General features: G+C 65.2%; 1 protein-coding gene. It reads left to right on the top strand.

Going from position 1 to position 2,608, the window contains the following annotated elements; all coding sequences use genetic code 11:
* The first annotated feature begins 382 nt into the window (after positions 1 to 382).
* Entirely contained in the window at positions 383 to 2,563 is a 2,181-nt protein-coding gene (locus GEV06_28320; protein MPZ21758.1) for a DUF255 domain-containing protein, read from the top strand.
* Positions 2,564 to 2,608 lie beyond the last annotated feature (45 nt).

Genomic DNA, 2,608 nt, shown 5'->3' with positions numbered 1-2,608 from the left:
TTAGGGGACATTTCTATTTCGCTCGCGAGGGGACATTATCACTTCGCTTCAACAGTTCACCGTGGCGTGGGCCCGGCTTCGCAGAGCCTAATCCCAGAGCTCGCTCGCCTGCCCTACGGCCCTTCAGTCCGCAGAAGAGCTCCTGTCGGCGAAGAGCTGGATCGCGAGGGCGATCAAGAAGGCGATGAGCACGACGCCGGCTATCGCGAGGAGAACGAGTAGCAGGGTGCGCATCGGCGGTCGGCTTGCCATGAGCGAGCCTGACCGCCCGCCGGAGACGGGCCGTCAGGCGAGTCGAATGGAATCAGGATAGGGCAATTCGAGCGTAGAGACCAGCATCGAGGAGGCAAGCGTTGATATGCTGGCAGGAGAGGGGTGTCCAATGGCCAACCGACTTATGGGCGAGAGCAGCCCGTATCTGCTCCAGCACGCCGATAACCCAGTGGACTGGTACCCCTGGGGAGATGAGGCGTTTGCCGCAGCACGTGCAATGGACCGGCCGATCTTTCTCTCGGTGGGCTATTCGACTTGTCACTGGTGCCACGTCATGGAGCATGAGTCCTTCGCGGATCCTGCCATTGCAAGCGTCCTCAACGAGCACTTCGTGTCCATCAAGGTCGATCGTGAAGAGCGGCCCGACGTGGACCGCGTCTACATGACGTTCGTCCAAGCGACGACCGGCAGCGGCGGCTGGCCGATGAGCATCTGGCTCACACCCGACCTCGAGCCGATCGTGGGCGGCACCTACTTTCCCCCGACCTCGCGCTGGGGCCGACCTGGTTTCGTCGAGGTCCTGCAGCAGATCGACGAGCTGTGGCGCACCGACCGCGACAGGCTCGTCACCTCCGCCCAGACCGTGACCGAGCGGCTTCGGGAAGCGGTCGCTCCCCCATCGGACGGCGTCCCCACGGCGGTGCCAGCGGTGGCCGGCCAGCAAGCGCTACGAGATGCCGTCGAATCGTTTCGCACCGCATACGATGTGCGCTACGCCGGGTTTGGCGACGCACCGAAGTTCCCGCGCCCGTCAGAGCTGCTGTTCCTGCTCCGCGAGCACGCGCGCACACGTGACGAAGACCCGCGCGAGATGGTGCTCCAGACGCTGCGCGCGATGGCGCTCGGCGGCATGCGCGACCATCTTGGAGGTGGGTTTCATCGGTACAGCGTCGATGCACGCTGGCGTGTCCCCCATTTCGAGAAGATGCTCTACGACCAGGCGCAGCTCGTGCTTGCGTACCTCGAGGCCGTCCAAGCCAGCGGTGATGGTTTCTACGCGGCGGTGGCAGACGACACGCTGGAGTACGTGCAGCGCGAGCTGACCGACAAAGAGGGCGGCTTCTTCTCGGCGGAGGATGCTGACAGCGTGCCACCGGAATCCGTGAGCGAGCCGGATACGCGGAAGACGGAAGGGGCCTTCTATTTGTGGAGTGAAGAGGAGCTCAATCGGCTGCTCGGCGCAGACGAAGCAGCGATCGTTCGCGCTCGGTACGGCACGGAGCCCTCGGGCAACGTGCCGGAGGATCCGCACGGCGAGTTCGGGGCGAAGAACATCCTCTATGTGGCGATGTCTGTCGAAGATGTGGCAGCGCGCGAGCGTCGCTCGCAGAGTGAGGTGGACGACGTGCTGCGGCGAGCGCGCTCCCGCTTGTTCGCGGCCCGCGCAGAACGTCCACGGCCTCACCTCGACGACAAGGTGCTCACCGCCTGGAATGGGCTGATGATCGCGGCATTCGCCCGGGCCGCACGCGTCTCGCCGGCCATCCCTGGTGCTGAGGACCGCGCCGCACGATATGCGGCAGCCGGGGAGCGTGCAGCGCGCTTCGTCCTGACGCGGCTGTGGGATGAATCGCGGCAGGTTCTGTGTCGGCGCTATCGTGACGGTAACGCTGCGATCGATGGTTATTGCGAGGACTACGCGTACACCATCTGGGGCCTCCTCGAGCTATTCCAGGCAACCGGCGCCGCCGAGTGGCTCACGTGGGCGCGGACACTGCAAGCGCGGCAGGACGCGCTCTTCTGGGATGCTGTGAACGGCGGCTGGTTTGGAACGACGGGCGAGGACCCGTCCGTCCTGCTACGGCTCAAGGAGGACTACGACGGTGCCGAGCCTGCCCCCAGCTCCGTGGCCGTGCTCAACCTCATGACGCTGGCGCATCTTGCCGCCGACGCGGACGCGCTTCAGAAGGTGGAGCTCACGCTGGCCCGTGGAGGCGAAATCATTGGTCGCGCCGCGCGCGCCGTACCGTTCATGATGGCGAACCTGTCCGCGTATCACGCCGGTATCCAGCAGGCCGTCATCGTGGGGCCTCGCGACCGCCAGGACACGCTGGCGCTCGTTGGCACAACGGCGTCCGTCTATCAGCCCTTCACGGTTGTCGTGCCGGTCACACCGGAGGAACAGCCCAAGCTCGCCGAGCTCTTGCCGTTCATTGCCCCAATGACGATGCGCGACGGTCGCGCCACGGCGTATGTCTGTCGTAACTTTACGTGCGAAGCGCCGGTGACGGATCCGGAGCAGCTACGCCAAGCCTTGGGTGGCGAAGGAGGCCCACCCTTGATCCCTTGACCCCTTGACCCCTTGACCCCTTGACCCCTTGACCCCTTGACCCCT

This window comes from Luteitalea sp. (assembly GCA_009377605.1).
In the GTDB taxonomy this organism is placed as follows: domain Bacteria; phylum Acidobacteriota; class Vicinamibacteria; order Vicinamibacterales; family Vicinamibacteraceae; genus WHTT01.
Note: the sequence above shows the minus strand (reverse complement) of the source record. Positions and strands in the feature narration are given on the sequence as shown.